Origin of the sequence: Actinomadura gamaensis (assembly GCF_042652125.1) — a bacterium.
Taxonomy (GTDB): Bacteria; Actinomycetota; Actinomycetes; order Streptosporangiales; family Streptosporangiaceae; genus Spirillospora; species Spirillospora gamaensis.
This window is the reverse complement of sequence record NZ_JBHSIT010000012.1, coordinates 178,800-204,854: the sequence shown is the minus strand read 5'-3', so window position 1 is coordinate 204,854 and position 26,055 is coordinate 178,800. Positions and strand designations below refer to the sequence as shown.

Annotated in this window: 23 protein-coding genes; 8 read left to right on the top strand and 15 right to left on the bottom strand. The window is 71.2% G+C overall.

Features of this window, described 5'->3' with window-relative positions; all coding sequences use genetic code 11:
* Nucleotides 1-88 precede the first annotated feature (88 nt).
* The gene (locus ACFPCY_RS34620; RefSeq protein WP_378262425.1) at nt 89-1,072 is read right to left on the bottom strand and encodes a helix-turn-helix transcriptional regulator; all 984 of its coding nucleotides are present in this window, start codon (nt 1,070-1,072) and stop codon (nt 89-91) included.
* A 64-nt stretch (nt 1,073-1,136) separates the two neighbouring features.
* Here ACFPCY_RS34620 and ACFPCY_RS34615 point away from each other — a divergent pair, with 64 nt between their 5' ends.
* Nucleotides 1,137-1,517 (top strand): hypothetical protein, encoded by a 381-nt coding sequence (locus ACFPCY_RS34615; RefSeq protein ID WP_378262423.1) that lies wholly within the window; start codon nt 1,137-1,139, stop codon nt 1,515-1,517.
* Between the two features lie 359 nt (nt 1,518-1,876).
* On the opposite strand, the gene ACFPCY_RS34610 is transcribed toward ACFPCY_RS34615, so the two are convergent.
* Nucleotides 1,877-2,731, bottom strand: a complete 855-nt coding sequence (locus tag ACFPCY_RS34610; RefSeq protein WP_378262421.1) for a zinc-binding dehydrogenase — start codon at nt 2,729-2,731, stop codon at nt 1,877-1,879.
* A 35-nt stretch (nt 2,732-2,766) separates the two neighbouring features.
* Entirely contained in the window at nt 2,767-3,360 is a 594-nt protein-coding gene (locus tag ACFPCY_RS34605; RefSeq protein ID WP_378262419.1) for a Crp/Fnr family transcriptional regulator, read from the bottom strand.
* Nucleotides 3,361-4,710: 1,350 nt separating this feature from the next.
* Between ACFPCY_RS34605 and ACFPCY_RS34600 the strand changes: the two genes are divergently transcribed.
* From ACFPCY_RS34600 to ACFPCY_RS34590, 3 genes are all read left to right on the top strand, one after another.
* Nucleotides 4,711-4,998, top strand: coding sequence for a DUF6401 family natural product biosynthesis protein (locus ACFPCY_RS34600; RefSeq protein ID WP_378262417.1), 288 nt, complete (start codon nt 4,711-4,713; stop codon nt 4,996-4,998).
* Between the two features lie 98 nt (nt 4,999-5,096).
* Entirely contained in the window at nt 5,097-6,182 is a 1,086-nt protein-coding gene (gene hisC / locus ACFPCY_RS34595) for a histidinol-phosphate transaminase (RefSeq protein WP_378262415.1), read from the top strand.
* Nucleotides 6,183-6,290: 108 nt separating this feature from the next.
* Nucleotides 6,291-6,722 carry a hypothetical protein gene (locus tag ACFPCY_RS34590; RefSeq protein WP_378262413.1) on the top strand — a complete coding sequence of 144 codons (432 nt, stop codon included), beginning with the start codon at nt 6,291-6,293 and terminating at the stop codon, nt 6,720-6,722.
* Between the two features lie 513 nt (nt 6,723-7,235).
* Here ACFPCY_RS34590 and ACFPCY_RS34585 read toward each other — a convergent pair.
* A complete protein-coding gene (locus ACFPCY_RS34585) occupies nt 7,236-8,498 on the bottom strand; it encodes a GTP cyclohydrolase IIa (RefSeq protein WP_378262701.1) in 1,263 nt (420 codons plus the stop codon).
* A gap of 1,089 nt (nt 8,499-9,587) precedes the next feature.
* Nucleotides 9,588-10,874 (bottom strand): UDP-N-acetylglucosamine 1-carboxyvinyltransferase, encoded by a 1,287-nt coding sequence (gene murA / locus ACFPCY_RS34580; protein WP_378262699.1) that lies wholly within the window; start codon nt 10,872-10,874, stop codon nt 9,588-9,590.
* Nucleotides 10,875-11,130: 256 nt separating this feature from the next.
* Between murA and ACFPCY_RS34575 the strand changes: the two genes are divergently transcribed.
* Entirely contained in the window at nt 11,131-12,177 is a 1,047-nt protein-coding gene (locus ACFPCY_RS34575; protein WP_378262411.1) for a suppressor of fused domain protein, read from the top strand.
* A 40-nt stretch (nt 12,178-12,217) separates the two neighbouring features.
* Here ACFPCY_RS34575 and ACFPCY_RS34570 read toward each other — a convergent pair whose 3' ends face one another.
* The 4 genes from ACFPCY_RS34570 to purD form a co-directional block, all read right to left on the bottom strand.
* A complete protein-coding gene (locus ACFPCY_RS34570; RefSeq protein ID WP_378262409.1) occupies nt 12,218-13,030 on the bottom strand; it encodes an MOSC domain-containing protein in 813 nt (270 codons plus the stop codon).
* Nucleotides 13,031-13,044: 14 nt separating this feature from the next.
* On the bottom strand, nt 13,045-14,355 hold the full coding sequence (gene purB, locus ACFPCY_RS34565; RefSeq protein WP_378262406.1) for an adenylosuccinate lyase: 1,311 nt from the start codon (nt 14,353-14,355) through the stop codon (nt 13,045-13,047).
* 44 nt (nt 14,356-14,399) lie between these two features.
* The gene (locus ACFPCY_RS34560; protein WP_378262404.1) at nt 14,400-15,527 is read right to left on the bottom strand and encodes a low temperature requirement protein A; all 1,128 of its coding nucleotides are present in this window, start codon (nt 15,525-15,527) and stop codon (nt 14,400-14,402) included.
* 117 nt (nt 15,528-15,644) lie between these two features.
* Nucleotides 15,645-16,892, bottom strand: a complete 1,248-nt coding sequence (purD, locus tag ACFPCY_RS34555) for a phosphoribosylamine--glycine ligase (RefSeq protein WP_378262402.1) — start codon at nt 16,890-16,892, stop codon at nt 15,645-15,647.
* A gap of 592 nt (nt 16,893-17,484) precedes the next feature.
* Between purD and corA the strand changes: the two genes are divergently transcribed.
* Complete coding sequence (gene corA, locus ACFPCY_RS34550) at nt 17,485-18,594, top strand: magnesium/cobalt transporter CorA (RefSeq protein ID WP_378262400.1); 1,110 nt, start codon at nt 17,485-17,487, stop codon at nt 18,592-18,594.
* A gap of 186 nt (nt 18,595-18,780) precedes the next feature.
* Here corA and ACFPCY_RS34545 read toward each other — a convergent pair whose 3' ends face one another.
* From ACFPCY_RS34545 to fbaA, 6 genes are all read right to left on the bottom strand, one after another.
* The gene (locus ACFPCY_RS34545; RefSeq protein ID WP_378262398.1) at nt 18,781-19,680 is read right to left on the bottom strand and encodes a glycerophosphodiester phosphodiesterase family protein; all 900 of its coding nucleotides are present in this window, start codon (nt 19,678-19,680) and stop codon (nt 18,781-18,783) included.
* A gap of 336 nt (nt 19,681-20,016) precedes the next feature.
* Nucleotides 20,017-21,303 (bottom strand): adenylosuccinate synthase, encoded by a 1,287-nt coding sequence (locus ACFPCY_RS34540; RefSeq protein WP_378262396.1) that lies wholly within the window; start codon nt 21,301-21,303, stop codon nt 20,017-20,019.
* A 149-nt stretch (nt 21,304-21,452) separates the two neighbouring features.
* Nucleotides 21,453-21,881, bottom strand: coding sequence for a DUF3151 domain-containing protein (locus tag ACFPCY_RS34535; RefSeq protein WP_378262394.1), 429 nt, complete (start codon nt 21,879-21,881; stop codon nt 21,453-21,455).
* A gap of 35 nt (nt 21,882-21,916) precedes the next feature.
* Complete coding sequence (locus tag ACFPCY_RS34530; RefSeq protein ID WP_378262392.1) at nt 21,917-22,438, bottom strand: GNAT family N-acetyltransferase; 522 nt, start codon at nt 22,436-22,438, stop codon at nt 21,917-21,919.
* 76 nt (nt 22,439-22,514) lie between these two features.
* Nucleotides 22,515-22,979: a winged helix-turn-helix transcriptional regulator gene (locus ACFPCY_RS34525; RefSeq protein ID WP_378262389.1), complete on the bottom strand. Its 465-nt coding sequence runs from the start codon at nt 22,977-22,979 to the stop codon at nt 22,515-22,517.
* Between the two features lie 142 nt (nt 22,980-23,121).
* Nucleotides 23,122-24,144, bottom strand: a complete 1,023-nt coding sequence (gene fbaA / locus ACFPCY_RS34520) for a class II fructose-bisphosphate aldolase (protein ID WP_378262387.1) — start codon at nt 24,142-24,144, stop codon at nt 23,122-23,124.
* 223 nt (nt 24,145-24,367) lie between these two features.
* Between fbaA and ACFPCY_RS34515 the strand changes: the two genes are divergently transcribed.
* Complete coding sequence (locus ACFPCY_RS34515) at nt 24,368-25,531, top strand: DedA family protein (RefSeq protein WP_378262385.1); 1,164 nt, start codon at nt 24,368-24,370, stop codon at nt 25,529-25,531.
* 72 nt (nt 25,532-25,603) lie between these two features.
* On the top strand, nt 25,604-25,987 hold the full coding sequence (locus ACFPCY_RS34510; protein ID WP_378262383.1) for a hypothetical protein: 384 nt from the start codon (nt 25,604-25,606) through the stop codon (nt 25,985-25,987).
* Nucleotides 25,988-26,055: the final 68 nt, after the last annotated feature.

Below are 26,055 nucleotides of genomic sequence, written 5' to 3'. Positions count from 1 at the left end.
TGATTTGATCTACGCGTAGATTATCGACGTGACGATCATCTGTCCAGTGCCTCAGCGGACGCAGTTCGCGTGAAGGAAGGAAGACGCGTTACTTCGCCGGGCCGTCCGAGTAGCGGGCGGCGAGGGCGGTCACAATTTCGGCCATGCGGGCGCGCAGCTCGGGCGGGCCGAGGACCTCGGCGTCCGTGCCGAGGCGGAGCAGGTCGAGGACGGCGCGATCCGGGGACTCGACGGGAACGGTGACCTCGACCCAGCCGTCCTCGACAGGACAGGCGGACTCGCGAGCCGCGCGCACGGCTGACGCGTCCAGGTACTCGTGCAGGTGGTCGAGCAGATCGGCGGACAGGCGCAGATGCGCGGACGTCCGCAGCCGGCGCTCGTCGAAGCCCGCGATGGTGTCGTCCCAGTACCCGGCCAGGTCGAAGCCCGGCGGACGGTCGAAGCGCGCCCCGGTGACCTCCAGATCCTGGAGGCGGGAGACCCGGTACGTCCGGACGCGGTCGCCGGTACGTCCGACCATGTACCAGTGGCCGCCTTTGAGGACGAGGCCCAGCGGATCGACATCCCGCATGACCTCCCTCGGATGCTCCCAACGCAGGTAACGAACCCGGACGCTCCGGTCGTTCCAGACAGCGTCGGCAACGGCCGCGAGGTGTGGCGTCGGATCGGGATCGCGATACCAGCCGGGCGCGTCCAGATGGAACCGTTCGTTGACGCGCTCGGCGCGGTCACGCAGCTCGTCCGGCAGCGCGGACATCAGCTTGAGCTGCGCCGCCGTCACGATCGCGCCGAGCCCGAGCTCGGCGGCCGGCCCCGGAAGTCCGGTCAGGAAGAGCGACTCGGCCTCGGTTTCGGTCAGGCCGTTCAGCCGCGTCCGGAACCCGTCGAGCAGCCGGTATCCGCCGTCATGCCCCGGCTCCCCGTACAGCGGGACGCCCGCCGCCCCGAGCGCCTCCACATCCCGGTAGATCGTGCGGACCGAAACCTCCAGGGCATCGGCGAGCTCCCGCGCCGTCACCCGCCCCCTCGTCTGGAGCATCAGCAGGATCGACACCAGACGGTCCGCGCGCATGGCCCGAATTCTGCTCGACTCCACTGACAGAAGGTGTCAGTGGACGGGACCTACCGTCCGCGGCATGGACATCGACTTCGAGAAGAACCAGATCGTCGCCCGCTACGTGGCCGTCTGGAACGAACCCGACCCGGACCGCCGCCGCGCCGCCATCGCCGGCCTGTGGGCGGAGGACGCCGTCGAACTCGTTGAGGACACCACCTTCACCGGCCTCGCCGAACTCGAAGACCGCGTCACCGAAGCCCACAAGCAGTTCGTCGAGGACGGCGGCTACAGCATCGACCACGCGGACGACGCGGTCAGCCACCACGACGCCGTCACCTTCACCGTCCGGCTCGTCCGAGACGCCCGAGTCGCCTGGGCTGCCCGCGTCGTCCTCCTGGTAGGCGAAGACGACCTGATCCGCCGCGACTACCAGTTCACCACCCACCCCTTCACCCCCTAACCCGCCGGGCGCGCCCCCGCCCCCCGCCCGCCGGGCGCACCGCATAACCCGCCGGGCGCGCCCCGGCCCCCCGCCCTGCCGAGCGCACCCCATAACCCGCCGGGCGCACCCCGGCCCCCCGGCCTGCCGGGCGCACCCCGGCCCCCCGGCCTGCCGGGCGCGCCCCGGCCCCCGCCTGCCGGGCGCGCCCCCGCCACCGCCCGCCGGGCGCACCCATAACCCGCCGGGCGCACCCCGGCCCCCTCCCCGCCCGGCGGCGGGAGGGGGTGCCCGCCGGGCGGGGGCGGGGGCGCGCAGCGTTGCTTTCCGCCTCCCGTGGACGCGTCGTGTCGCGGGCGCTTTCGTCCGGGAGCCGGACGTCACGGGATGAGAATGATCTTGCCTCGGATGCCTCCGGCGGCGAGACGGGCGTGGGCCTCGGCCGCTTCGGTGAGCGGGAACCGCTCGCCGATGGTCGTGCTCAGCACGCCCTCGGACGCCAGGCGTGACAGCTCGCGCAGGTAACCGGTGTCGAACTGCGCGCCGACGACCTGCGGCGTGATACCGCGTGCCTCGGTGAACGGTCCGCCCGGAACCCAGAACTCGGGCACGACCGTCACGTAGCGTCCGCCGTCCCGGACGGCGTCGAAGGCGCCCTGCGCGCGATCGCCGCCGACCGTGTCGAGCGCCGCGTCCACCGGACCGTCGCCGCTCCCGACGACCTTGATCCCACGGTGCTCGGCGATCTGGACGGTCAGCGACCCGACCGCCCCGCGCGGCCCGTTGACCAGCAGCGTCTCTCCAGGTGCGAGGTCCAACGCGGCCAGGGCGGTGAGCGCGGTCAGTCCGGCCAGGGGAAGCGCGGCGGCGTGGGCGGGGTCCATGCCCTCCGGGGCGCGGGCGAGAAACCGCGTCGGGAGCGTGACGTACTCGGCATACGCCCCGATCTGCGTGTTCTTGTGGCCCGTGATCGCGATGACCGCCGTCCCGGACGGCCAGTCGGACGTGCCGACCTCGATGGTTCCGGCCAGGTCGTATCCCGGGACGAGAGGCAGCCGCGGCTCGTCCGCCCAGGGATAACGGCCCTCCCGCATCCCGAGGTCGGCCGGGTTCACCGCCACGGCGGCCACCTTCACCACGACCTCGTCGGGGCCGGGCTCGGGGACGGGCATCCGGACGGGCTTCAGGTTCTCGGGCGGTCCGAAACTCGTGACCGCCATCGCTAGCGTCTCCATGCCCCTGACGTTAGGAGCGCCCGCGCGCGACGTCGTTAACCCAGGTTAACTGCCGCCATGCGAGACCGGATCCGGCTCAACGCCACTGGCGTCACTCCCACGTAGGACGCGATCTGCCGCTGCGTCAACCGCCCGGCGAGATGCGGATAAGCAGCGAGGAAGTCGCGGTACCGGGTCTCCGCGTCGTCCATGAGAAGCGCCCGCTGACGCTCGTCCTGCTGCAGATAGAGCCGATCGGTGAGCTTCGCCAACGCCCGTCCCCATGCCGGATGCCCCGCGCAAAGCTCATCGAACGCCGGACGCGAGGCGACGAGCAACCGCGTCTCCTCCAACGCCTCCGCGGTCGCATGCGCCGGCGAGTCCCGCAGCACCGCCCCGTACGCACAGACCAACTCGTCCTCGGCCCGGAACCCGAGCACCCGCTCCCGCCCGTCCGCCGCCGAGTACCAGAGCGCGATTAGCCCCTCCACGACGAACGCGACCTTGTCAGCAGGCTCCCCAGCCCGAAAGAGCAGCTCCCCCCGCGCCAACCGGACAGGCCGAAACACCCCCCGCATCCGAGGCAACTCGTCCCGAGGAACATCGGCAAGCCGAACAAAATACCGATCAAGCGCCGCGAACCCGTCCACGCACCCTCCCCACAACGACCCACCCCGATCCTAAGCACCCACCCCCACCCCGCCACCCCCCGCGAGCACCCCACCCCAAAGCCACCGCCGACCGGATCTGGCTGCCACGCAACGACGCGCCCGGTAATTGCTCAAGTTGCAGCGTGACTCTCCCGCGCGAGGCGTCGGTGCGCCCGTCGCATGTGTGCTGAGTGCTTCCTTTAGGCGGTGGCGCGTTCTGCGATGGCGTGTGCCGCAGCGTGGCTCCCCGGCATGGGGCCTCGTACTGCGGCCCCTTCCTTCTGATGACTCGGGTTGCGCCCGCGCGCCTCGTCCCGCGTGGTGTCGGTGCGTTCGTTGCCTGTGCTGCGGGACTCCTCTCCAGCAGTGGCGTGTGATGCTGCGTGGCCCTCTTGCGCTAAACGTTGGTGCGCCGGTTGTCTGCGTGCTGCGTTGCGGTGTTCAGCGGCCGGGCGAGCGACGCGTCCGGCGTGTATGCGTGTGGTGTTGCGCGGTTGTGGCGCGGTGTTCGTCGCTCGGACGGACTGCGTCCTTGAGCGCGATGGCTGCGGTGGTGCGTCCGTCGGCGCGCTTTGCGACTCGGAGTGGTGCTAGAGCGGTTTGGGACGTCTTGGTGGACGGGTGTGGGGAGGGCTCATGGGTTGCCGATCGGAGGCTTAAGAGGCGCTGAAGAACGGACTGGGCGGGGTTCGGGCGGCATAGCGTCTCCGGCGTTCCCGCTGATCCTTCGCTGAAGGAGCCCGATGAAGACCACCCCCCCCGCATCGTCGCGGGCCTGGCGGGCACGGCGGCGTCCCTGGCCGTCATGGCCGCGCCCGCGCCGCTGGCAGGCGGCAGGCGGAGGTGGGTTAGGTGTGACCGCGACCTTCGTCCTGCGGACGTGAAGAGACTGGCAATCTTCGCCATGGTCAAGAGCTCTGCATCACCTCCCTCGGGGCTGGGACTTGGGACGGGCGTGCTCTGGTCGGGCGGAGGCTGCTGCTGATCCACTGGTTGCGGGGTCTCTTGATCTTCCTTTCGTTCGTCGTGGTGCTTGCTTCTTGATCTCGCTCCTCGTCGGGCTGCCCGGCAGTTGCCTGCCTGGTCAGGGTGGCCCGGCGCGGCGGCGCGATCGGGTGGCCGGGGCGTCGGGCCGGTCCTGGACGGGGTACCCGGAGGGTGGCAGGTCGCTTGCTCGTATCGGTGGTGAGGACAGGGCCTGAGGGGCGGACGGGGCCTGCGGGCGGGCGTTCTGGACGCTTGGCGGTGGGTGGCCGGCTGGGGCCGAGGTGGGGCGGGCTAGAAGTTTTACCTGGTTAAAGGCCTGTTTTGTGACGTGAGCATTGCTTCGGGATTGCTAGCTTCGGATGAATGGATGGGGAAGTATTCGAGGAGCTCGGCCTGCTCGTCCGCGACATCGGGGACGCGGGTGTCGATCGGATGTCGGAGACGCCGGGGCTCGCGGCGGCCGTCGACCAGCATGTCGCCGAGGTTCGGGGCCTGGTTCCCGAGCAGTCCCAGCCCGCGCTCATGTCGTACCTGTCCGGGTTCGCCGAGGACGCGTTCCGGCGCGGCTGGTGGCCGGGGGACACTCGCGACTGGGAGTTCGTCCGCATCGTGGCGGTCTGCTGGATGATGCGGGACGCACCGGTCTCGTAGGGCGGCGCCCGGCTTTCGTCGATTACCGCCCTACGTGCGAGGCGCGCGTAGTTCATAAGCTTGGGCACGACGCACTCCGTTCGACTGGGAGGACACCCGTGTCCGAGGCAACCACGCCGCGCTTCCGCTCCGTCCTCGACCATTTCGTGGCGTACAAGCCGGGGAAGGTCGTGGTGTCGCCCGAGGGCAGGTCCTTCAAGCTGTCGTCGAACGAGTCGCCGCAGGGCCCGCTGCCCTCCGTGCAGAAGGCGATCGAGCTCGCCGCGCGCAACATCAACCGGTACCCGGACAACAACGCCACCGCGCTCGTCGAGGCGATCGCCTCGCGGTTCGGCGTGACTCCCGAGCACATCGCGGTCGGCTGCGGATCGGTCGGCGTCTCGCAGATGCTGCTGGAGGCCGTCGCCGAACCCGGCGTGGAGGTCGTCTACGCTTGGCGCTCGTTCGAGGCGTACCCGCTGCTGGTGGGGCTGTCCGGCGCGACCGGGGTGCAGGTTCCGCTGGCGGACGAGACGCACGACCTGGACGCGATGGCCGACGCGATCACCGACCGGACCCGCCTGGTCTTCGTCTGCAACCCCAACAACCCGACCGGGACGATCGTCCGCCGCGCCGAGCTGCTGCGGTTCCTCGACCGGGTGCCGCCGCACGTGCTGGTCGTCCTGGACGAGGCGTACCGCGAGTACGTCCGCGACGAGGACGTCCCCGACGGGATGGATCTCTTCCGCGAGCTGGACCGTCCGAACCTCGCGATCCTGCGGACCTTCTCGAAGGCCTACGGGCTCGCGGGCCTGCGCATCGGCTTCGTGGTCGCGCACCCCGCCGTGGCCACGGCCATCCGCAAGACCTACCTGCCGTTCAGCGTGAACTCGATCGCCCAGACCGCGGGCGTCGCCTCCCTCGCCGCGACCGACGAGCTGCTCGCCCGCGTGGACGAGACCGTCAAGGAACGGCACCGCGTCCGCGACGGGCTCCTCGCCGACGGCTGGACCGTCCCGCCGACCGAGGCGAACTTCGTCTGGCTCCGCCTGGGTGAGAGGACCCTCGACTTCTCCTCCGCCTGCGACGCCGCCGGCGTCAGCGTCCGGCCCTTCGCGGGCGAGGGGGTGCGCGTCTCCATAGGGTCGCCGGAGGAGAACGACGCGTTCCTCTCCGTGGCCCACGCCTACCCCCACCGGAACTGACCGCTTTCGGCCCGGAGCGCCGTTCTCGCTCAGGCGCCGGACGTTACGGGCGTGCCGGCGCTCTGAGTGTGGACGGTCGTCGGCGGCTTGCTCTTCGGCTTGCTCGACGTGGGTTTGGGTGACGTCGGTTTCGAGGTCGTCGGCTTGGACGTCGTCGGCTTGGACGTCGTGGGTTTCGGCTTCGTCCTGCTCGGGGTCGACGTGGAGCTGTGCGTCGGCGACGGTGTGACCGTCGCGTGCGTGTGCGTTGATGTCCGGACGGGCGCGGGTGCCGCGGCCACCTCCGTGTCCGTCGACGCGCGCGGTGTCGGCTTGGGCGTGTGGGGCTTCGGCGCGCTGCTCGCCCGCGGGCTCGGCGTGAGCTGGAGTAACGCCGGGACGCCATGGTGCAGGGACGCCGGACCGACCAGGGCGGCCACCCCGGCGCCGGTGCTGATCACGAGCAGGGCGGCGGCCGCCGCGAGCACGGTGCGGGTACGGCTCGGACGGTCCGGGGCGGCGCGGTCGTCCATGCCCTCGGCTCCGGATGAGGGCCGGTGAGGACTCACCGGCTTTGTCCGAGCGTACGCTCCGTCCGTTATGTCGGGTAGGGGGCGCGTGTCGTCCGAACGTTCGCCGATCACTCGTCCACCGCCGTCCGCATCGGCTCCATGCCTTTCGGACGCGTGATCTCGCACCGCGGATGACGCGGGTGCCCAAGCTGCTCATCGGTATCCGACCTCCCTTTCGCCAGGTACACGTCCAGGGTCGTCCCGGCTCGGAGGAGGGCGAAAGTCGAAGGCCGTTCTGTGGATAACTTCGGCGTGCGCTAGGTCGGCCTCATGCCTCCAGGCGCCGCCATGGCGGTGGCTTGCGCGTCGCCGTGGGTCTGCGTGGGGGCAGGCGACTAGGGGCCGTGGCCTCCAGAAGGGAGGCCGGGCTTCAGCGCGGGGAGATGGGCGCGCTGATCAGAGCGTTCGGCTCACTGACGCCGATGGGGGTGCATCGCGTGAGTGAGCCGGCGCTCGTGCGCGGGTGTGCGGCCCGCTCGGGCGCGTGCCGCACACCCTCGTGTCACGTGCTGGCCTTGGGCCCCAGCTTCTCCACGATGAGGCGGTAGAGCTGGCGCGGCCGGCCCGGTTGCGGAGTGCGGTTCGGCGGCAGCGGCCAGGCGAGGCCCTCCTCCACCAGCGTCCGCAGGAGGCGGCGCGCCGTTCGGGGGGTGACGCCCAGCATCTTGCCCGCGTTCTCCGCGTCCACGATGAGGGGTTGCTCCTGGTCGCCGAGCTTCTCCGCCAGGCGCGCCAGGATCTCCAGGCCCTTGGGCTTGGCCTGCGGCTGGGCGCGCGGCGGCGTCCGCGGCGCGGGGACGAGCGCCCGGCCGTCCCGGTCCAGGGTGAAGCCCTGGGTGCGCTGCGAACTCTGCGAGCGCGCGAGCGCGGCGCGGGCGTGGTTCTCCGCCTCGTGAGCGGTGCGTCCCATCCCGATGCCGACCTCGATCGCCAGCCCCAGCTCCTCGCGCACGCGTTCCACGAACGGCGGCGTCCGGAACCCCTCGGTCGACGCGGTCACCGAGCCCCGCGTCGCGATGACCAGGTAGGAGTGGTCGTCCAGCGGCCACACCGACGCGTTCATCCGATGCGCCTCCTGCAGGAGGACGCGATGGAGGGCGAGTTTCAGCTCGTCCCGCCAGTAGCGCGGCGTGACGCGACGCGGCGTCTCGCGCAGCGTCGGGACGTCCACCAGGACGACCACGAGCTGCGACTCCTCCAGCCGATGATGCGCGCCGAGCAGCGCGGCGGTCTGCAGCGAGCTGCGGATCGCCGCCCCGGTCGGACGCACCCGGATCGTCGGCACCCCGGCCAGTTCCAGCCGCTCGGCCGTGGCGTGGACGCAGGTCATCGCGACCGTCGTCGCGCCGCGCCGCCACAGCCGTTCGTGGAAGGCGGCGAGGGTCCCGGGACCCGCGGCCTCCTCCCGCAGGTGCACCTGGTCCGTGGCCAGGTTGATCTCCGCGTACGCCTCCTCGACCTCCGCGCGTCCGAGCACGTCGATGCTCACGCGTGAGGGGTCGAAGCGTTCGTCCAGGGATGCGCGCAGCAGCGCCCCCTGAAGCGCCGCACCGTTCAAGGGGACGTAGGTGGCGGGCATGGTGAGCACCCCCGCCTTGCGGGCGAAGTCGTACGGCACCGGACTGGCGAACAGACACACGTCCACGCCAGATCCGAGTCGGACGACCTTGTCGGCCGCTTCCTGTTCGTCCCGGTAGGCCGCAGCCACCAGCCGGCTCGGCACCGGCGTGGGGCCATGGCCCATCAGCATGACCCGTTCGACCAGGTCATGCGGTCCCACGACACCGATAGTGAGGTCGGGTGCCACCGACCCTGTCCGCGCGGCCGTCATCGGCCGCTCGCTTCCCGTCCAAGCTTTCGACGGGGGCCCTGTCCCGGCCATGCGTTCGCGCACGCTCCGCCCAACGATTGACTCATGGCTTGTCGCCCCTGCCTTCTGACCCAGCACCGCAGTTCCCGTGCGATTCGTTCCTCAGTGGGCAGATCGGGTCAGGGCGACGCTGCGTGACGCCCAGACGCGAAATCGAATCAAGAGTGCGGCGAAAAAGTAACCTACGCGACCCCCTGGTCAGTAACTTGTCACCATACGGCCAGTCTTGATCCTGCATCTTCGGATGTCCGAAGTTGAAAAACAAGACCCGAAAAGCCCGCAAGGGGCCTCCCTAGACGCTTTCACGTACTGAGGAGACCCCTGCGGCGCTCGTTTGGTTTACACCCGAGCCGAAATCCGCTCGACTCGGCGTCCCGACCTCCGGAAAGTCCTCCACCGCGTGAGGGTGCCCCGGCCACGGGGGGTCATGGTGAATTTTTGACAGGGCGGCCGAAAGTGGCCGAGTCTGTCAGAGGATCGAGTCAGGACGCGCTCCGCGCCCGCTCCCGGACGTACCGTCACCGTGCCGACTCGGACGACATGTCCGAATCTGTGACCAGGTGATCGCGTCACGTGAGTTCTGTCAGTGGCGCGTGAGACCCTCGGAGACGTGGATGGCCACTGAGCAAAGCGTGACATACCAGGTGGAATCACCCCACCGCGCGGATGGAGCCCCGGCCGCCCGCCCGAGCGGCCTCGTCCGCCCCCGCCCGCCTGTAACGCGCGGGACGTCGGCCGCCGGGTGGCGTTGCTGCGGGCGCGTAGCGTTCGGGGCTGTAACGCGGGTGGGGACGCGAAAGCCGCGTCGCGGGAGGCGACGCGGCCTGTGGAGCGTTCAGGTGCTCGGCTGCCCTGGTTCGGGCGAACTCACGAGTCCGCGGTTCGTGGGCGTTGTGCGAGTTCGCGAGCGCCGGCAGGGATGCGAACTCCTGAGGGTTCGCAACAGTCGGCGGGTTCAGGAGCGCGAGCGGCTTGCGGAAGGGGTCAGTCGGCCTCGCGGACGATGTCGGCGCCGAGCTGCGAGAGGCGGCCGGCGGTGTGGGCGTGGCCGCGGTCGAGGTAGTAGGCGGAGGTGATCGTGGTCTCGCCCTCGGCGGCGAGGGCCGCGAGGACGAGGGCGGAGCCGCAGCGCAGGTCGTGCGCCTCGACCTCGGCGCCGTGCAGCGGGGTCGCGCCGTTCACCTTGGCGCGGTTGCCGTCCACCTCGATGTCGGCGCCCATCTTCGCGAGCTCGCCCGCCAGCTTGAAGCGGCCGTCGAAGATGCGCTCGTAGATGTAGGACGGGCCCTCGGCCAGGCACGACAGCGCCATGATCGGCGACTGGAGGTCGGTGGCGAAGCCGGGGTACTCGTCGGTGATGACGTTGATCGGGCGCAGCGTCCGGTCGCGCCGCACCTGGAGGACGGCGCCCTCCTGGTGGAACTCGACGCCCATCTGCTCCAGCTTGTCGGCGGCGACGCCGAGGTGCTCCAGGTTCGCGCCGACCAGCGACAGCTCGCCGCCGGTGATCGCGGCGGCCATCACGAAGACGCCCGCGTCGATGCGGTCGGGCATGACGGTGTGCTCGACGGCGGTGAGGCTCTCGACGCCCTCGACGGTGATGAAGCCGGTGCCGCCACCGCTGATCTTGGCGCCCATGGCGCGCAGGATCTGGATGTTGTCCAGCACCTCCGGCTCCAGCGCCGCGTTCTTGATCAGCGTGGTGCCCCTGGCCAGCGCCGCGGCCATGATCAGGTTCTCGGTGCCGGTGTGCGAGGGCGTGTCGCAGTACAGCGTGGCGCCGCGCAGGTCGCCGGCCTTGATGTGGATGACGCCGTCGCCGTTGTCGCCGACCTGCTCGGTGACCGTCGCGCCCATCCGCTTGAAGCCGTTGTAGTGGAAGTCGAGGTTGCGGCTGCCGAGGTTGCAGCCCCCGACGCCCTCGATCACGGCCTCGCCCAGCCGGTGCAGCAGCGCCGGGACGAACAGGAAGGAGCCGCGGAACCGGGACGCGATCTCGGCCGGCAGCACCGGGCTGTTCAGGGTGGACGCATCGATCACCAGCGTCCGCTCGGCCTCGTGCAGCTCGGCCTTCGCGCCGACCGCCCGGGCGAGCTCCACGGCGCGGCGCACGTCCTCGATGATCGGTACGTTGCGCAGCACCGTGCGGCCTTCGCCGGCCATCAGCGAGGCTCCGATCATCGGCAGCACGGCGTTCTTCGCGCCCTGCACGAAGACGGTGCCCTGCAACCGCCGACCGCCGCGCACGCGGTAGCGGACCTCGTGGCCCATGCTCATGCCGTCTGACTCCTAACTGCGGGTTTCGGTGCCTGCCGGACGCGGAGCGGCTCGGTCCGTCCCGTCCGGTCGCCATCGGGGCGAGCGGGACACGAGGTCTCGGGGGAGGTCGTGCCCCCTCGTGGACGCAGCCCCAGTAAACCACCGAGGCGGGTGTGTCGCGTCCGCCTCGCCGTCGCCGGTGCCGCCTGATCGTTAGACCCCGGAAGTCCCGGCGAGGTTCGGGTGGATCTGCGTAAGGTGATCATCTATGGACGAGAGCCCCGGCTGGACCGCCATCGACCGCGCCCTCCAGCCGCTGTACGGAGACACCGAGCCGAGGCACTGGGGCACCATCGTCGCCTACCGGCTCGGCGGACCGGATCCGCTCGACGGCGTAAGCGCCTACGTCCGCGACGACCACTGGCACTACGTCTCGTACGGGATGTCCGAGCTGTACGGGAAGGAGTCCGAGAATCCGGACGAGTCGGGCTGGGGCTTCGAGTTCACGTTCCGGCTGGCCCGCGCGCCGGGGGAGGACGAGGCCGAGCCGCCGGTCTGGCCGGTCAACCTGATGCAGAACCTCGCCCGCTACGTCTTCTCGTCCGGCAACTGGTTCGCGCCCGGCCACCACATGAACGCGAACGGCCCGATCGCCGCCGACCGCGACGACTGCACCCTCAGCGCGCTGATGTTCGCCGAGGACCCGGAACTCGGCACGATCGGCACGCCGCACGGCCGCCTCCAGTTCCTGCAGCTCGTGGGGCTGACGCCGGACGAGTACGAGGCCGCGCGCACCTGGAACTCGGCGTCGCTGACCGAGCTGCTCGCGTCCCGCCTGCCGCTCCTGGTCTCCGACATCAACCGCCCGTCGCTGCTCTCCGATCCGGAGATCGCGGAGGCCGTCCGTGCCGGCGTCGAAGCGGACGGATCCAGCAGCGGCGCGCTGTTCGTCCCCGAGATCGGCTGGTCGCGCGACGGCGACCGGGCCCGCCTGCGGATCGGCGCGCTCCAGGCCGAGGGCGTCGTCAAGACCCTCCCCGGCCGCCTCGGCCATGGCCGTGACCTGCTGCTCCAGGGGGACGACGCGCTCGTGCTGCTCGTCCCGGCGGACGGCGACACGCTGACGCTGCGGGAGACGGAGGACACCGCCCTAGAGATCGGCATCCCGTCCGCCGCGCTGGACGGCCTGATCGAGGCACTGCGTCCCGAAGCGGGCGTCCGCGCCGTCCCCGGCCTGCCCGGCCTGGTCGTCGAGGTCGTCCAGACGGTGATTCGCGACCAGTACGGCAACCCGACCGACCAGACGGTCGGCTGACGGCCGAACGGCCGGCCGACGGCCACGGCGGCGAGCCGGGTCAGGCGCGTTCGAGGATCTCCACCGGGTCGCCGACGCGGAGCGTGCCGAGCTCGCGCGGGACGGCGTTCTGGCCGAACAGGATGCCGCCGTCCACGTTGCGGTAGGTCGCGAGCGTGCGGAGCGGTTCGCGCGAGCGGACGGCGGTCGCCTGGTCGGTCGTCGTGATGACGCACCGCGTGCACGGCTTGATCATCTCGATGACCGCCGGGCCGACGCGCAGCAGGCGGACGCCGTCCTCGCCGTACGCGCCGAGCCCCTCCAGCACCAGGCTCGGCCGGAACCGGTTCATCGGGAGCGGGTCGTCCAGCCGGGTGTTGAGGTCGGCGAGCGACTCGGCCGAGATGATCAGCAGCGGGTAGCCGTCGGCGAACGCGACCTCGCCGCCGCCGCGGCTCGTCGGACGCCGCCCGGTGAAGCGCACCAGGCGGCATCCGGTGAACGGCCCGCGCCGCTCGGACGCCGAGGACGCCAGGAACCGCGTGAACCACTCGGCGGCCTGGTCGCCCTGGTCGACGCCCTGGCACGGCTTGCGGTGGACGGTCACGTCCAGCACCGGGCCGTCGCCGGACGCCTTGAGCTCCAGCGGCTCGACGCCCAGCGCGGACACCGTCAGCAGTTCGCCGTCGAAGCGCGGACGCAGCAGGGCCAGCTCGGCGTGCTCGCGCTGGGACAGATGCCGCCCCTCCGGCGTGACCAGCATGAACTCCCGGTCGTGCGGCAGCCCGGTCGGGGTTAGCTCCGCGCTGGTCAGGGCCGTCCCGCCGCCGCTCTTCAACGGGTGGACGTTCAGTTCCGCCAGCACGGCGTCCATCGACGGCTCCTTCGTTACTTCAGGGATTCGAGGCGTTCGAACATCGGGGCGAGCCGCTCCACGAAGCGCTCCGGACGGCACACCTCGTCCAGGCGCGCCTCGTCGAGGGTGAGACCGGCCGCGGCGGCGTGCGCGCGCAGCGTCTCGCGGAACGGGACGCCGGTCTGCCAGGTCTCCATGGCGGCCTTCTGCACGAGCGGGTACGCCTCATCGTCCCGCGACATGCCCGCCTCGACGAGTTCGAGCAGGACGGTCGAGGTGTAGATGAGACCGCCGGTCGAGTCGAGGTTGGCGCGCATCCGCTCGGCGTCCACGACCAGGCCCGACATCAGCCGGTTGGTGAGGCTCAGCATGTAGTCGAGCGCGGTCGCGGCGTCCGGCAGCGCGATCCGCTCGGTCGAGGAGTGCGAGATGTCGCGCTCGTGCCAGAGCGGGATGCCCTCCAGGACCGGGACGATCTGCGCGCGCACGATCCGCGCCATGCCCGCGAGCCGCTCGGACATGATCGGGTTCTTCTTGTGCGGCATGGCCGAGGAGCCCTTCTGGCCCTTGCCGAACGGCTCCCACAGCTCGCGGACCTCGGTGCGCTGCCCGTGCCGCACCTCCAGCGCGACGGCCTCCAGCACGGTCGCCATGATGGCCAGCGCGGACGTCCACTCGGAGATGCCGTCGCGGATGACGACCTGCGTGGACACGTCGGCGGGGCGCAGGCCCAGCTTCTCCGCGACCGCACGCTCGATGGCCGGGTCGATGTTGGAGTAGGTGCCGACCGCGCCGGAGATCGCCATGACGCCGACCGCGTCGCGCGCCCGAAGCAGCCGGTCGCGCGAGCGGGCGACGGCGAACGCGAAGTCGGCGACGCGGTGGCCCCAGACGTCCGGCTCGCCGTGGATGCCGTGCGTGCGCCCGACGCGCAGCGTGTCCCGGTGGGCGAGGGCGTGGTCGCGCAGCGTCGCGACGAGCGTGTCGGACTTGGCGAGCAGGATGTCGGTGGCCTCGACGAGCTGGAGCGCGAGCGCGGTGTCCAGCAGGTCGGACGAGGTCATGCCGAAGTGGACGTACCGGGCGGCCTCGCGCGGCTCGGTGTTGTCGGCCCACGCGGACAGGAACGCGATCACGTCGTGCTGGGTGACCGCCTCGATCTCGTGCACGGCCTCGGGCGTCGGCGGCGCCGCGTTCCGGATCGGCTCCACCACCTCCGCCGGGATCGTGCCGGCCTCGGCGTGCGCCTCGACCACGAGGGTCTCGACCCTGCACCAGAGCTCGTACTTGTGCGCGTCGCTCCAGACGCGCCCCATCTCGGGGAGGGTGTAGCGTTCGATCACCCTGCCATTCTGGCAGCTCCCGGCCCCGGCCCCGAGCCCGGCCACTACCTGTGGATAACTTCTGGCGTTCCCTTGCGGACGCCGTGCTCGGCGAGCTGCGCCCCGGCGAGCACCAGCACGAGGGCTGCGACGCCGACCGCCGCCGACCAGTGCGCCAACGGGACGGCCACCGCGCACGCGACGGCGGCGAGGATCCTGATCCCGGACGGGCCGATGCGCACGACCCGCCGGAACCATGCGTCGCCGAGAAGGAAGAGCGCCGTTCCCCCGGCCAGCGCGAAGGACGGCCGGTAGGCCAGCGCGTGCCACGAGACCGCGACGGCGTTCTTCACGCCCGCCGCGAGCACGATGATCCCGACGATCAGCGGGATGTGTGCGTAGAAGTAGCCGGACATCGTCATGTTCGCCCGCTCTGCCGGGTCTGCCGCGGTCAGGGCGTCTTCGGCGGCGGCGTCATCGCGCGAGAAGTACGTCCACCAGACGGCGGCAGCCAGGCCGAGGCCGAGCAGGACGGTCACGATCAACCCGGCGGTCAGCCGCTGGTGGCCCGCGCCGACGCCGACCGCGACGACCGACTCGCCGATCGTGATCATGACGAGCAGGCCGTGCCGCTCGACGATGTGGCCGGGGCGGATGTCGAACCGTCCGCCCGGCGGGACGATGTACGGCTGGACGATCGGGACGACCAGGGCGAGCGTCCACAGCACGTAGACGGGCGCGCCGTGGTCGAGCAGTCCAGCTGTGATGATCAGGACGGCGGCGAGCAGGTTCGCGGGCAGCACCCGCAGGATGTGCGGGTTGCCCTGCGCGAACAGCACGACGTGCGCGAGCACGAGGGCGAGGTAGCCGAGGCCCCAGACGACCCCGCCGGAGCCGAACGCGCTGGGCGTGGCGAGCGCGATCATGAAGAAGCCGCCCATCCCGACCAGGACGAGCAGCCGCCGTCCGACCGTCGTCGGCGGGGTCATGTTCGTCAGCCAGGCGTACCCCGCGTACATCCACCACAGCACGCCGAACATCAGCACGACCTCGGCCAGCCCGCGCGGGCTCAGGTCATGCGCCAGCACGCCGGTGAGCTGGGTGACCGCGAAGACGAACACCAGGTCGAAGAACAGCTCCAGCGTCGTGACCCGGTACTCCTCGGGCTCGGACGCCGCGTCCCGCACCGCCATCGAGCGGCCTCTCGTCAGGGGGTGTAATGATGTAAGCAAGCATTGTGCCGCCTCGGCCGCGCAGCGAAAAGCCCGATACGAGGCAGAACCTCCGTATCGGGCTTTCCGGTGCGAGGATCAGGCTTCGACGGCCTTCAGTGCGATGTCGGCGCGGTGGTGCGAACCGCGGAGCCGGATCTTGCCGGCGGCCTCGTACGCGGCTGCGCGCGCGCCCGCGAGGTCCGCTCCGCTACCGACGACGTTGAGGACGCGCCCGCCCGCGGAGACCAGGCGTCCGTCGGCGTCCAACGCGGTGCCCGCCTGGAGGACGTAGGCGCCCGGGACGGCGTTCGCCTCGTCCAGGCCGGTGATCACGTCGCCCTTCGCCGGGGACGCGGGGTAGTTCTCGGCCGCGACGACGACCGTGACGGCCGCTCCCGGATGCCAGGCGAGCCGCTGGTCCGCGGCCAGCCCGCCGAGGGCGCACGCCTGGAGCAGGCCGCCGAGCGGGGTCGCCAGCCGGTCCAGCACGACCTGCGTCTCCGGGTCGCCGAAACGCGCGTTGAACTCGATCACCCGGACGCCGCGCGACGTCAGCGCCAGACCCGCGTACAGGACGCCCACGTACGGCGTCTCGCGGCGGCGCAGCTCGTTCACCGTGGGCCGGATGACGGTGTCCATCACCTCGTCCACCAGACCCGGCGGAGCCCAGGGGAGCGGCGTGTAGGCGCCCATGCCGCCGGTGTTCGGTCCGGCGTCGCCGTCGTAGGCGCGCTTGAAGTCCTGCGCCGGGACGAGCGGCACGGCGTCCTGGCCGTCACAGAGCGCGAACAGTGACACTTCCGGGCCGTCGAGGAACTCTTCGATGACGACCCGGTCGCAGGCGGCGGCGTGCTCCATCGCCGCGCCCATGTCGTCGGTCACCACGACGCCCTTGCCCGCGGCGAGGCCGTCGTCCTTGACCACGTAGGGCGGGCCGAACTCGGAGAGCGCGCCCTCGGCCTGCCCGCTCGTGTCGCACACGCGGGCGCGCGCGGTCGGCACCCCGGCCGCCTGCATGACCTCCTTGGCGAACGCCTTGGATCCCTCGATCCGGGCGGCGGCCTTGTCGGGCCCGAAGCAGGCGAGCCCGGCCTCGCGCACCGCGTCCGCGACGCCCGCCACAAGCGGGGCCTCCGGGCCGACCACCACCAGGTCGATGGTCAGCCGCCGCGCCAGCTCCACCACGGCGGTCGGGTTCAGCATGTCGATCGCGTGGTTGGCCGCGATCTCCGCCGTCCCGGGGTTCCCGGGCGCACAGTGCAGATCGGTCACGGCAGGGTCGCGATGCAGGGCGCGGACGAGCGCGTGCTCGCGGCCACCAGATCCAAGGACGAGTACTCGCACGTCGAAGGAGCTTAACGGTCGCACCCCCACCACGACACGAGCTCCACGCACCAAGCCCGTAACCACCCACTCATCCCAAACCACGCGTTTCCCTACGCACCTCCACCGAAGCCGATGCGGCGCTGACCCGCGCTAGGGGAGTGGACGGAGCGAGAATGGTTATCCACAAGTGCTCGAACAACGGGACATGCGGCCGCGAAGCCGGGCATGCTGTGATTGCGACCGGGTGAGGTGTGGGCGCCGGCGTTCCGGAGGGGCCCGGGGCGGGCGGGTGCCGACCGCGCCAAGGCATAGGGGCCGGCGGTCGCGTGTTGTGACGAGCGTGACACGCGGGTGGGCCAACCGATCGGTTGTCCGCCGCGTCTTAAATGTCGCTGGTAGCCTACAGAGGTTGTGGCCTCGCGTCCGGAAGGAGGTGGTCGGGATGAGTCCTGGCGATACGTGCAGTACGCCGGAGAACCCTCACAGTCCGAGCTGGACTGTCCGTCCGACTGCCTCTTCGAGGCGTCCGGCCACGCGACCCGCGCGCTCCCCGCTCTGAAGCCGGGGCCGGCGCGCGCTGCGCGCTGTGGCCGGGGGTTAGGAGCACCTCATGGCCATGACTCGGGTACGCCCCGCGCGGGCGACGATGTCCCTGTTCAAGACCCGTGGGCGCGTGCAGCCTTCGACGGGCCCGGCCTGCGCCCGCGACAGCGCGGTGATCGACTGGGCGGCCTACATCGACGGGCACCGCGTCTGTACCGATTCGGTCGGCGACGCCGTCCGGCTCGTCCGGGACGGTCGGCTCGAACCCGCGGAGCGCGGTGAGGAGAGCGCCGGGTTCGTCTGGGTCGGCCTGCACGAGCCGTCGGCCGCGGAACTCCAGGAGATCGCCGAGGTCTTCGGGCTGCACCCGCTCGCCGTCGAGGACGCGATCCACGCCCACCAGCGGCCCAAGCTGGAACGCTACGACGACGTCCACTTCCTGGTCATGAAGACCGTCGGGTACGTCGAGCGCGACCCCGAGGACGGCGAGGTCGTCGAGACCGGCGAGATCATGGTCTTCGTCGGGACGGACTTCGTGGTGACCGTCCGGCACGGGGAGCACGGCGGGCTCGGCCCGGTGCGCCGCCGCCTGGAGGCCAACGCCGCGCGGCTCGCGCAGGGTCCGGCGGCCATCGTCCACGCGGTCACCGACCACGTCGTGGACGGCTACACCGCCGTCGCCGACGCCATCCAGGAGGACGTGGACGAGGTCGAGGAGGCCGTCTTCTCGCCCGAGCGCACCGACGAGTCGCGGCGCATCTACCGGCTCAAGCGCGAGGTCATCCAGCTCAAGCGGGCCGTCGGGCCGCTCGCGGGACCGGTGCGCAACCTGTCCGGACGGCGGTTCGTGCCGACCGAGATCAAGGAGTACCTCCGCGACGTCGAGGACCACCTGACCCGCGTCCGCGAGCAGGTCGAGTCCTTCGACGAGCTGCTCAACCCGATCCTCCAGGCGCACATGACCCAGGTGACCGTCGCCGACAACCAGGACATGCGGAAGATCTCCGCCTGGGGCGCGATCGCCATGGTGCCGACCGCGATCGCCGGGATCTACGGGATGAACTTCAAGTTCATGCCGGAACTCCAGTGGCGGTACGGGTACTTCATGATCATGGCGCTGATCGCCGCCGTCTGCATGGGCCTGTACCGCGGCTTCCGCCGCAACGGCTGGCTCTGACCCTGCGGGTGGGGCCGGGCAGCCGCAGGCACAGGGCGGCGGACTCGCCCACGCGAGGAGCAGGGCGGCGGACTCGCCCACGCGAGCAGCAGGGCCGAGCGAAGTCGGCTAAGAGCAGGGTTTCGGCGGCGCGAGGCGGGAGCAGGGGCCGAGGGAGCCGGCGGGCAGCAGGGCTACCCGCGGGCGCTAGGCGGGCAGCAGGGCCTGGGCGGGGACGGGAAGTCCTCGCGCGCGCAGGACGGCGCGCAGCCGGTCCGGGTGGTCGGTGACGATCGCGTCCACGCCGAGGTCGGTGAGGCGTCCCATGTCGATCGGGTCGTTCACGGTCCAGGTGACGACCGGGAGGCCGAGCGCCTGGGCGTCCTCGACCAGCGCGGACGTGACCAGGTCGTGCTCCGGGGACAGGACGGTCGCGCCCGCCGCGAGCGCGACGCCGACCGGGTCCTCCGGCGGCAGGCCCGCGAGCCACTCCGTGCCGGGGACGAGCGTCTTGCGCTCGATCAGGGCCACCCGTCCGGCGCCCGGGACGTGCCGGGCGGCGGCGCCGAGCACCCGCCAGTCGAACGCCAGCAGCCGCGTCCGGGGAAGCAGGCCGTGCGCGGCGAGCACGTCGCCCACGGCGGCCGTGAAACGTTCGACGTCACGCGCCGTCCAGCCCGGATCGGTCTTCAGTTCCACCGCGAGACGGACGTCCGGAACCGCCCCCAGCAGCGTGCACGCCTCGTCCAGCGTCGGGAGCGGCGTGCCCGGCACCGGACGCTGCGTCGCGGCGAACGGCGCCGGCGTCCGCACCCCGGCGTCGACCGTCCGGACCTGTTCGAAGGTGAGGTCGCGCAGCGCGCGGCCGACGTAGGGGAACAGCGGGTCGCCCGGCACGGCCGGGGCGGTGTCCACGAGGTTGGCGGGCGCGAGCACCTGGTCGTGGTTGCAGATCACGACGCCGTCGGCGGTGAGGCCGACGTCGAACTCGATCGCGTGGACGCCGAGCTCCAGCGCGTGCGCGAACCCCGGCAGCGTGTTCTCCGGGCGCAGTCCGCGCGCGCCCCGATGACCGTGGATCTCCACGGTCCCCCCGAAATACGTCACGTCCGAAACGCTACCGGGCATGACCTAGCTCGCGATGGCCGAACGGTGAGATGCCGCTGAACGGCTTCGTACGTCCAGTCAGCGGAGCCGCACGGCCGGTGAGCGGAGCCCTACGGCCGGTCGGCGGGGCCAGAGGTGCATACCGCCCCCAGATACCGCGAAGCGCCCGGAACGGGGTTAAGGACACCCGTCCGGGCGCGTCCGCCCAGATCATCCGACCCGTCAGGCCTGACCATCCAGCCCGTCAGGCTAGGCCAACTCGTCCGGCTCGTCCCGGCCCGGACGAGCCGGGCCGGGCCGGATCTCGGGCCCGTCAGGCTGGATCGTCTCGGCCGGTCAGGACACCAGGGAGCGGAGCTGGAGGGTCTGGTCGCGGCCGGGACCGACGCCGATCGCGGAGATCTGCGCCCCGGACATCTTCTCCAGCGCCCGCACGTACGCCTGCGCGTTCGCGGGCAGGTCGTCGAAGGACCTCGCGCCGGAGATGTCCTCCTTCCAGCCCTCGAAGTACTCCAGGACCGGCTTGGCGTGGTGGAAGTCGGTCTGGTTCGCGGGCAGCTCCTCCACCCGCTCGCCGTCGATCTCGTAGGCCACGCACACCGGCACCCGCTCCAGCCCGGACAGCACGTCCAGCTTGGTCAGGAAGTAGTCGGTGATGCCGTTGACCCGCGTCGCGTAGCGGGCGATCACCGCGTCGAACCAGCCGCAGCGGCGGTCGCGTCCGGTGGTCACGCCGTACTCGCCGCCGGTCGTGCGCAGGTACTCGCCCCACTCGTCCAGCAGCTCGGTCGGGAACGGGCCCGAGCCGACGCGGGTGGTGTAGGCCTTGAGGATCCCGATCACGCGGGTGATCTTCGTCGGGCCGACCCCGGAGCCCGCGCACGCGCCGCCCGCCGTCGGGCTGGACGAGGTCACGAACGGGTAGGTGCCGTGGTCGATGTCGAGCAGCGTCCCCTGCGCGCCCTCCAGCAGCACGACCTTGCCCTCGTCCAGCGCCTTGTTCAGCACCAGCGTGGTGTCGGTGACGTACGGCTTCAGCCGCTCGCCGTAGGCCAGGTACTCCTGGACGATCGGGCCGGTCTCGATCCGCCGCCGGTTGTAGACTTTGGTCAGGACCTGGTTCTTCTCGCGGAGCGACAGGTCGAGCTTCTGGGTGAGGATGTTCGGGTCGAACAGGTCCTGCACCCGGATGCCCATCCGGTTGATCTTGTCGGCGTACGCCGGGCCGATGCCGCGGCCGGTGGTGCCGATCCGGGCCTTGCCGAGGTACCGCTCGGTGACCTTGTCCAGGGCCCGGTGGTGGGGCATGATCAGGTGCGCGTTCGCCGAGATCAGCAGCCGGTCCGCGGAGATGCCGCGTTCCGCCAGCCCGTCGATCTCCTGGAGCAGCACGGCCGGGTCGATCACCACGCCGTTGCCGATGACGGGCACCACGTCGTCCGACAGGATTCCGGACGGGAGCAGGTGCAGGGCGTAGCTCTTGTCGCCGATGACCACGGTGTGGCCGGCGTTGTTGCCACCCTGGTAGCGCACGACGTAGTCGACGTCGCCGCCCAGCAGGTCGGTGGCCTTGCCCTTGCCCTCATCTCCCCACTGGGCTCCGACAAGAACGATGGCCGGCATGCCACTTATCCTTCCCACGACGAAGGCCCCTGATCGCAAGTGCGAAGGGGCCTCTTGCGATCAAATCGTACCCATAGCGGGGAGTCGAAGAAACCGCACGTCGTGGCGCAGGTGGCCGAAATGCCTGTTGGGACGGGGTTAACGGCGTTTTACTTTCCGTTCTCCGCCAGGACCTTGGCGGCCGTCTCGCTGCTGTCCCGGAGGAAGGTCCGGCAGCGCTCGGCCTCGGCGTCCTCGCCGATCGCGGCGGCGGCGCGGCCGAGAGCGTGCAGGGAGCGCAGGAAACCCCGGTTCGGCTCGTGCTCCCAGGGCACCGGGCCCTGGCCCTTCCAGCCCGCCCGGCGCAGCTGGTCCAGGCCGCGGTGGTAGCCGGTGCGCGCGAACGCGTACGAGTCGATCACCCCGCCGCGCGCGAACGCGCGGTCGGCCAGCTCGGCCCACGCGCCGGGGTACTCGGGATGGCGCGCCGCCACCTCGAACGGATCGACGCCGTTCTCCAGGGCCTCGCGGGCCTCGGGGTGGTCCGGCAGTTCGGTCGGTGGCGGCCCGCCGAGCAGGTTCTGGGTCATGCCGGTCATGGTAGGTGGGAACACCCGCCGCCGAACAACCCGGGTCACCCTCCCGTCGTGGCCGCCCACCCCGCCGCCGATGGTGCGGGAAGGTGGAAGCTCGCGGTGTCGCCGCAGCGGACGGACCGGGCGGACGGCCACGTGTGCCGGATCAGCCCGATCGCGGCGGCGTTGGCGCTGTAGACGTCCGCGTGGAACTCGGTCACGCCGCGACGGGCGGCCAGCGGGAGCAGCATGCGGACGAGGAGCGCGCCGAGGCCGCGCCGCTGCCACTCGTCCGCGACGAGGACGGCCACCTCGGCGCGGACCGGGCAGCGCGGGAGGCGCGCGTATTCGGCGAGGCCCACCATGGCGTCGTCGTGCAGGGCGACCAGGGCGTCGCGGTCCCAGTGGTCGAGCCGTCCGAGGGCGGCCACGTACGGCTCGGGGACGCGCGGCGTCCCGGCGAAGAAGCGCGTGTAGAGGCTGACCCGCGACAGCGCGGACGACATGCGGCGAAGGCGGGCCTCGTCGCCGTGCCCGAACGGGCGGATCCGGACGTCGGTGAGTAGCGTCACGAAACCCATTGGACAGCATTGAGTTTCGTGAAACAACCCTTATTCGGGGGAGGGCGTGTTCCAGCAGGTCAAAGGCCAGATGGGATCAGTCGATCGGCTCGACGGCACCGGGGCCGGGGCATGCTTCGACGTCCGTGGGCTCCAGCGCCGCGCCGCACGACGAACACGTCATGCGCGGCGTCAGCGCGCCGCCGCATCCGGCGTGCCGCACCAGCGTGGGCGGGCCGTCCGGGGCGTAGTGCCGGTCGCCCCACAGCAGCAGCGTCATCATCGCAGGCCACAGCTCGACGCCCTTGCGGGTCAGCCGGTACTCGTACCGCTCGGGCCGGTCCTGGTACCGGACGCGCCGGAGCAGCCCCTCGTCGCAGAGCCGGGTCAGGCGGTCGGTGAGGACGTTGCGCGCCACTCCCAGGGCCTCCTGGAAGTCGTCGAAGCGGCGTACACCCTCGAACGCGCTGCGGATCACCAGCAGCGTCCACCGGTCGCCGACGACTTCCAGAGCGCGGGCGATCGAGCAGTTCTGGTCCTCGTACGTGCGGGGGAGAGCCACGCACCCGAGCCTATCCGTGCACACCGGCTCTCGAACGCCCCGAAACCGGGCGAGCGGGGACGTCGGCCCCATGCACCCGGGCCCGGAAAGGCGGACGGGGGCCGGCGCGGCGGCCGGACCCCGTCGACAGGACGCCGCGGCGTTACTTGATCTTCTTGCCCGCGGAGAGCAGGTTCTCGCAGGCGTGGGTGACGCGCTCGGCCATGTTCGTCTCGGCCGCCTTGCCCCAGGACCGCGGGTCGTACTGCTTCTTGTTGCCGACCTCGCCGTCCACCTTCAGGACGCCGTCGTAGTGCGTGAACATGTGCGCCGCCACCGGTCGGGTGAACGCGTACTGCGTGTCGGTGTCGATGTTCATCTTCACCACGCCGTAGGACACCGCCTCGCGGATCTCCTCCAGCGACGAGCCCGAGCCGCCGTGGAAGACCAGGTCGAACGGGCGCTGCTTGCCGTACTTGGCGCCGACCGCGTCCTGGATGTCCTTGAGCACCTCCGGACGCAGCTTCACCGAGCCCGGCTTGTACACCCCGTGCACGTTGCCGAACGTCGCGGCGAGGATGTAGCGGCCCTGGTCGCCCAGGCCGACCGCCTCGGCGGTCGCGATGGCGTCCTCGGGCGTGGTGTACAGCTTCTCGTTGATCTCGTGCGAGACGCCGTCCTCCTCGCCGCCCACGACGCCGATCTCCATCTCCATGATCACGCGGGCCTGCCGGCACTGCTCCAGCAGCTCCTCGGCGATCTGGAGGTTCTCCGGGAGCGGCACGGCCGAGCCGTCCCACATGTGCGACTGGAACAGCGGCTCCTGGCCGCGCGCGACCCGCTCCTGGGAGATCTTGACGAGCGGGCGCATGAAGCCGTCCAGCTTGTCCTTCGGGCAGTGGTCGGTGTGCAGCGCGATGTTGACCGGGTACTTGTCGGCGACGACGCGCGCGTACTCGGCGAGCGCGGTCGCGCCGACCACCATGTCCTTCACGGTGGAGCCGGAAAGGTACTCCGCGCCGCCGGTCGAGACCTGGACGATCCCGTCGCTCTCGGCCTCGGCGAAACCGCGCAGCGCGGCGTTCAGTGTCTGGCTGGACGTCACGTTGATCGCGGGGTAGGCGAAGCCGTCGCGCTTGGCGCGGTCGAGCATCTCCGCGTAGACCTCGGGGCTGGCGATGGGCATGGTTCAGCGTCCTTTCCGGCCGGATCCCGGCGGCACCATTGTGCTGTCGTGTGTTCGGTCCTGGCCCGACCCGCGGGGGTGGGGCGCCACGTCGCCCAGTATCTCGAATTCCCGCGATCGGGCCACGCTCGGGGCGGCAGCGGGGTGTCCGAGGGCAAAACGGTCAGGAGCGGCGTCCGGCTTTACACCGGCCGTACGGGGGCGTCCGGGTAGGCTCGCGCTCGTGGACCTCGCGCTGAACCCTCTCGATCCCAACTCCCTGATCTCCACCTTCGGGGTGTTCGGGATCTTCGCCGTCATCTTCGCCGAGACGGGCCTGCTGGTGGGCTTCTTCCTGCCGGGTGACACGCTGCTGTTCGCGGCGGGGCTCTTCAGCACGGCGACCGCCGCGTCCGGTGCGGGCATCACGCGGATGCCTCTGCCGGTGCTCATGATCGGCGCGCCGGTCTGCGCCGTCGCGGGCGCGCAGCTCGGGCACTGGCTCGGCGCGCGCTACGGACGCCGGCTGTTCGACCGGCCGAACTCCCGGCTGATCCGGCCCGAGCACGTGGCGAAGGCGGAGTACTACTTCAACAAGTTCGGCCCGGCGCGCGCGGTCGTGCTGGCCCGTTTCATCCCGGTCGTCCGGACGTTCCTGAACCCGCTCGCCGGGACGCTGGAGATGAGCGCCCGCAAGTTCTTCCTGTGGAACGTCGTCGGCGCCGTCCTCTGGACCGAGTCGATCATCATCGCCGGGCACTACCTGGGCTCGCGGGTCAAGGGCATCGACAAGTACGTGCTGCCGGTGGTCGCGCTCGCCGTGGTCGTCTCGATGGTCCCGGTCGCCCGCGAGGTGCTGAAGGGCCGCGGCAAGAAGAACGACGACGGTGCCGCGGCCGACGGCCAGGGCGGCTACGGCTACGGCGGTGGCCAGGGCGGCTATGGCGGCGGCTACGGCGACGGTCAGGGCGGCCCGGGTGGCCCGGGTGGCGGTGGTTACGGCGGCGGCCCGGACGGTGGCTACGGCGGCGGCGGTTATGGCGGCGGTGGCTACGGAGGCGGTGGCTACGGCGGCGGCCAAGGTGGCGGCGGCTACGGGGGCGGCGGTTATGGGGGCGGCGGTTATGGCGGCGGCCAGGGTGGCGGCTACGCCGGTGGTGGCTACGGCGGCGGTCACAGCGGCGGTGGCTATGGCGGCGGCCAGGCCGGTGGCGGTTACGGCGGCGGACCCGGTGGCGGCGGGGACGACGGTGGGTACGGAGGTGGTCACGGTACGGGCGCCCCGGCGGGTCGTCCGGCCGGGTCGAAGCCTCAGAAGGGTAAGCACCGCAGCGGATCCGGCAACTATCCGAACAAGAATGGCCCTGAACAGTCACGTCCGTCGCTCAGCGGTGACAGTTATCGCTAACCTCCGCATGTGGGACGTCATCGGTCGGACCCTCGCGGTCTAGCGCGCATTCTTCTGGCGACTCTGGCCATCGTGGCCGTCGTGGCCCTGCTCGTCGTCGGCGGCATGGCCCTGTTCAACGCGCTGGATTCGGGGGACGACGGCAAGCCGCACCAGGCCGCCGCGAGCTCGGCCTCGGGCGCGGTGAAGCAGACGGGCACGGCCTCGGCGAGCGCCACGACACCGCTGGTCATCAAGGTGGTCGGGGCCGCGACCAACGTCGTGGTGACGGTCGCGGGCTCCAACGAGGTCCTGCAGCAGGGCGTGCTCAACCCGGGCGAGGGACGCAAGTACGACGACGCTCCGCTGAACGTGGTCGCCTCGAACGGCGGAGCGGTCCAGGTCATCATCTGCGGCAAGGAGCAGCCGCCCAAGGAGAACGGCCAGCGCGGCACCTGGTTCGTGAACAAGTGCTGACCCGGCACGCCGCTTTCTGCCGATAAATCCGCTGATCAGACCCTCTCCGCGCGCTGAGAGACCGCCCC

Excerpts from the sequence above, each read along its gene's own strand:
- ACFPCY_RS34620 (WP_378262425.1), bottom strand. The coding sequence starts at position 1,072 with ATGCGCGCGGACCGTCTGGTGTCGATCCTGCTGATGCTCCAGACGAGG.
- ACFPCY_RS34615 (WP_378262423.1), top strand. The coding sequence starts at position 1,137 with ATGGACATCGACTTCGAGAAGAACCAGATCGTCGCCCGCTACGTGGCC.
- ACFPCY_RS34610 (WP_378262421.1), bottom strand. The coding sequence starts at position 2,731 with ATGGAGACGCTAGCGATGGCGGTCACGAGTTTCGGACCGCCCGAGAAC.
- ACFPCY_RS34600 (WP_378262417.1), top strand. The coding sequence starts at position 4,711 with ATGGATGGGGAAGTATTCGAGGAGCTCGGCCTGCTCGTCCGCGACATC.
- murA (WP_378262699.1), bottom strand. The coding sequence starts at position 10,874 with ATGGGCCACGAGGTCCGCTACCGCGTGCGCGGCGGTCGGCGGTTGCAG.
- ACFPCY_RS34575 (WP_378262411.1), top strand. The coding sequence starts at position 11,131 with ATGGACGAGAGCCCCGGCTGGACCGCCATCGACCGCGCCCTCCAGCCG.
- ACFPCY_RS34570 (WP_378262409.1), bottom strand. The coding sequence starts at position 13,030 with ATGGACGCCGTGCTGGCGGAACTGAACGTCCACCCGTTGAAGAGCGGC.
- ACFPCY_RS34560 (WP_378262404.1), bottom strand. The coding sequence starts at position 15,527 with ATGGCGGTGCGGGACGCGGCGTCCGAGCCCGAGGAGTACCGGGTCACG.
- corA (WP_378262400.1), top strand. The coding sequence starts at position 17,485 with ATGGCCATGACTCGGGTACGCCCCGCGCGGGCGACGATGTCCCTGTTC.
- ACFPCY_RS34540 (WP_378262396.1), bottom strand. The coding sequence starts at position 21,303 with ATGCCGGCCATCGTTCTTGTCGGAGCCCAGTGGGGAGATGAGGGCAAG.
- ACFPCY_RS34535 (WP_378262394.1), bottom strand. The coding sequence starts at position 21,881 with ATGACCGGCATGACCCAGAACCTGCTCGGCGGGCCGCCACCGACCGAA.
- ACFPCY_RS34530 (WP_378262392.1), bottom strand. The coding sequence starts at position 22,438 with ATGGGTTTCGTGACGCTACTCACCGACGTCCGGATCCGCCCGTTCGGG.
- fbaA (WP_378262387.1), bottom strand. The coding sequence starts at position 24,144 with ATGCCCATCGCCAGCCCCGAGGTCTACGCGGAGATGCTCGACCGCGCC.